This is a genomic window from Brachyspira sp. G79 (assembly GCF_002379365.1).
GTDB lineage: Bacteria > Spirochaetota > Brachyspiria > Brachyspirales > Brachyspiraceae > Brachyspira.
Genome location: NZ_JQIU01000008.1, coordinates 680,744 through 684,145 on the forward strand (window position 1 = coordinate 680,744; position 3,402 = coordinate 684,145).

At 26.3% G+C, this 3,402-nt stretch carries 1 protein-coding gene and 2 pseudogenes; all 3 read right to left on the reverse strand.

Annotated elements, in window-relative coordinates; translation table 11 throughout:
* A pseudogene (locus KQ44_RS04390) lies at positions 1-1,331 on the reverse strand (BspA family leucine-rich repeat surface protein); the annotation flags it as partial.
* A 74-nt stretch (positions 1,332-1,405) separates the two neighbouring features.
* A pseudogene (locus KQ44_RS04395) lies at positions 1,406-2,584 on the reverse strand (BspA family leucine-rich repeat surface protein); the annotation flags it as partial.
* A gap of 43 nt (positions 2,585-2,627) precedes the next feature.
* The coding region (locus KQ44_RS04400) for a DUF4132 domain-containing protein (RefSeq protein WP_143277874.1) at positions 2,628-3,402 on the reverse strand (775 nt) is incomplete at its 5' end.

A 3,402-nucleotide genomic window follows, 5' to 3' on the forward strand; every position in this document is an offset into this window, starting at 1 on the left:
TATAAGATTTATATTCACTTCTCTTGATTTATCTTTTACTAGAACAGGACAATTCTTTATAAATTCAAGTTTCTTATCATATTTTTTAGCATTGTAATTTCTCTCAGCATACTTTTCTGCTTTTTCTATAGTTTTGAAATTATAATTATTTGTAACAAATGAAAGCTCTGATGAGAAATCACTTTCAAGTCTTTTTTTCAATCTTACAACTTTTTTATTTTATCATCTGCAATAAGCTCATATATTTCTTTAACATTAAATTTTGTTATACTTATAATATCGGCCTTAGGAAAAAATGCCTGCCTATATACTTGAATTCTTGTAGGTAATTTATCCATATCCTTATCATCACAAATTATATTTATAGCTTGTAAACTGTCTAAATTCCAATTTGCTAAAGATTCATAATGATCAAACTTGTGTGCATAGGCAAACAACAGCATTACACTAATGACATTTCTTGTATCCCATTTATCAAGAGGCTGATTAAATTCGTGTGTAAAAGCAAACATATGCTCTATATTTGTTACTTTAGACATATTCCAGCTATTTAAAGGCTGATTAAATTTACCGCATGCTTTAAATGCATGTTCCATACTTTCAACATTAGAAGTATCCCATTTATCTAAAGGCTGATTAAAAATTTCACAGTCCTCAAATATACCTCCCATATTTTTCACATTAGATACATCCCAATCATTAAGAGGCTTATCAAAAGCTTTACAATAACGAAACGTCTTTGATAAATCTTCAACATTAGATACATTCCAATTATTTATATTCTGATTAAATTTCAAAGCCACATTAAACATATTAGACATATCTTTAACATTAGAAACATCCCATTTGTCCAAAGGTCTATTAAATGCTTCACAGCTATGAAACATATCGCTCATATCTTTCACTTTAGATACATTCCAATTATTTAAAGGCTGATTAAACTTTTTAGCACCCAAAAACATGCCAGACATATTTTCCACATTTGAAACGTCCCATTTATTTAAAGGCTGATTAAAATATGTACAATAAGCAAACATATAAATCATGTTTTTCACTTTTGATACATTCCAATTATTTAAATTAGAATTAAACTCTGTCATTGAATATTTTCCCAAAACATTGTAGTCCATATATGCAAACATATAAGACATATTCTCAACATTAGAAGTATCCCACTCTTCTATGCCTTCAAAATCTTTTCTTTTACTTTCATTAAAAAGGTCGCTCATATCTGTAATAAGACTTGTATCAATATCACCAAGTTTTATACCGTTGTTGGTGAATACTAATCTTTTTAATTCTTCTTTTGTTGTTGGTTTATATTTTTTCATAATTTTCTCCAAACTGACTTTAATTTTGATATATATATCATTTTTCATTATTTTTTTGTAGTTTTTAAATCAGAATCTTTTGTAACAGATGAAAGTTCCCCTGAAAAATCACTTTCAAGTTTTTTTCTTAATCTGGAGATTCTTCTATTTTTATCTTTTGAAATAAGATTGTATATTTCTTTAACATTATCTTTTGTTATAGTTATATAATCTTCTTTAGGATAAAAAACTTGCATATATACTTTAAGTCTTGTATGCAATTTATTTTCATCATCACAAATTAAAGTTATATCTTTTAATTTATCTAAATTCCAATGTTCTAAAGATTCATAATGATCAAACTTATCTGCATATTTAAACAAAAATGCTATACTAATTACTTTTTTTGTATTCCATTTGTCCAAAGGCTGATTAAAACTTTCTGCTAACATAAACATACAGGCAATATTTGTTACATTGGATACATTCCAACTATTTAAAGGCTGATTAAATTTTTTACAATCATCAAACATTCTAAACATATTTTCAACATTAGAAACGTCCCATTTATCTAAAGGCTGATTAAAATTCTCACAGCTATCAAACAAACATTCCATATTTTTCACATTAGATACGTCCCAATCATTAAGAGGCTGATTAAAAAATGTACAATAACTAAACATATTTGATAAATCTTCAACTTTACTAATATTCCAATTATTTAAAGGCTGATTAAAGTTTTTTGCCATATTAAATATAAAAGACATATCGGAAACATTAGAAGTATCCCATTTATCCAAAGGCTGATTAAAACTTTCTGCTAACTTAAACATGCCTCTCATATCTTTTACATTAGAAACATTCCAATCATTAAGAGGCTGATTAAAATCTTTTGCTCCCAAAAACATAAATGACATATCTTCAACATTAGAAGTATCCCACTTATCTAAAGGCTGATTAAAATTAGAACAATAGGCAAACATATTACTCATCTTTTTTACTTTAGATACATTCCAATTATTTAAATTAGGATTAAAATCTATTCTTGATAAGTCTAAAATAAAATTATAGTCCATATATGCAAACATATAAGACATATCCTCAACATTAGAAACATCCCAATCTTCTATGCCTTCAAAATCTTTTCTTTTACTTTCATGAAAAAGATTGCTCATATCCGTTATAAGACTTGTATCTACACAATCAAGTTTTATATCGTCTGTAAATACTAATTTTTTGAGTTCTTCTTTTGTTGCTGGTTTGTATTTTTTCATAATCTAGTATCCTAATTATAAATTTAAAAATTATATATTATAATTAAAATAAATCTGTAAGTCTAAAATCCCAAATCATTAATACCAACAAAGTATAAATAAATCTTTTACTAACCTCCTCATCATTTTCATTAGTAAAATAAATATCTATTTTCACTCTGTCATGAAAATCAGTGTTTGAATTAACATTAGCATATATACTAAAAGTATCTCCATTCTTTGATTTTAATGAATAACTTGAAACAACATCATAGCCTACATACTCAGTATACATTCCATATCTTGCACCGAAAGCTTTGAAAGTACCATAAGCTATTTCTGAATTATCTATTTTTTCTAATTCGCTTTTCAAATTATCTTTATCTAATTTTATAACTGTTAATTGCTGTAAAGGCTGTGCTATTTCATAATCTTCAAGCTGTTTTCTCCATTTATTAATAATTTCATCATCCATTTCTATAGGACTTGCCAAACTTACAAAACTATTATCATCAATTTTAACTTCTTCATCTTCACAGTTTGAATAACTTCCATCGGCTGAATATCTGAAAGTAGTTACAAAATTATCATCTTTATCGTATAGATTCCATATCAAAGATGAAGCAAATCTATTCATAATGGCATTATCAATAAAAATCTCTTTAAACAAATCATAACTGTATTTCTCGCCGCTTGCTAGTAAAACAGCCAAAAGAGAAGAAGTATTTTTCATAAAAGAAGGAATTTCTTTTCTTAATTTTGTTATTTCATCTTTTAAATCTTCTGAAAGGTTTTGAGAAGCTTTTTTAAGTTCCTTATTATTTTTTATATCAAAAAGA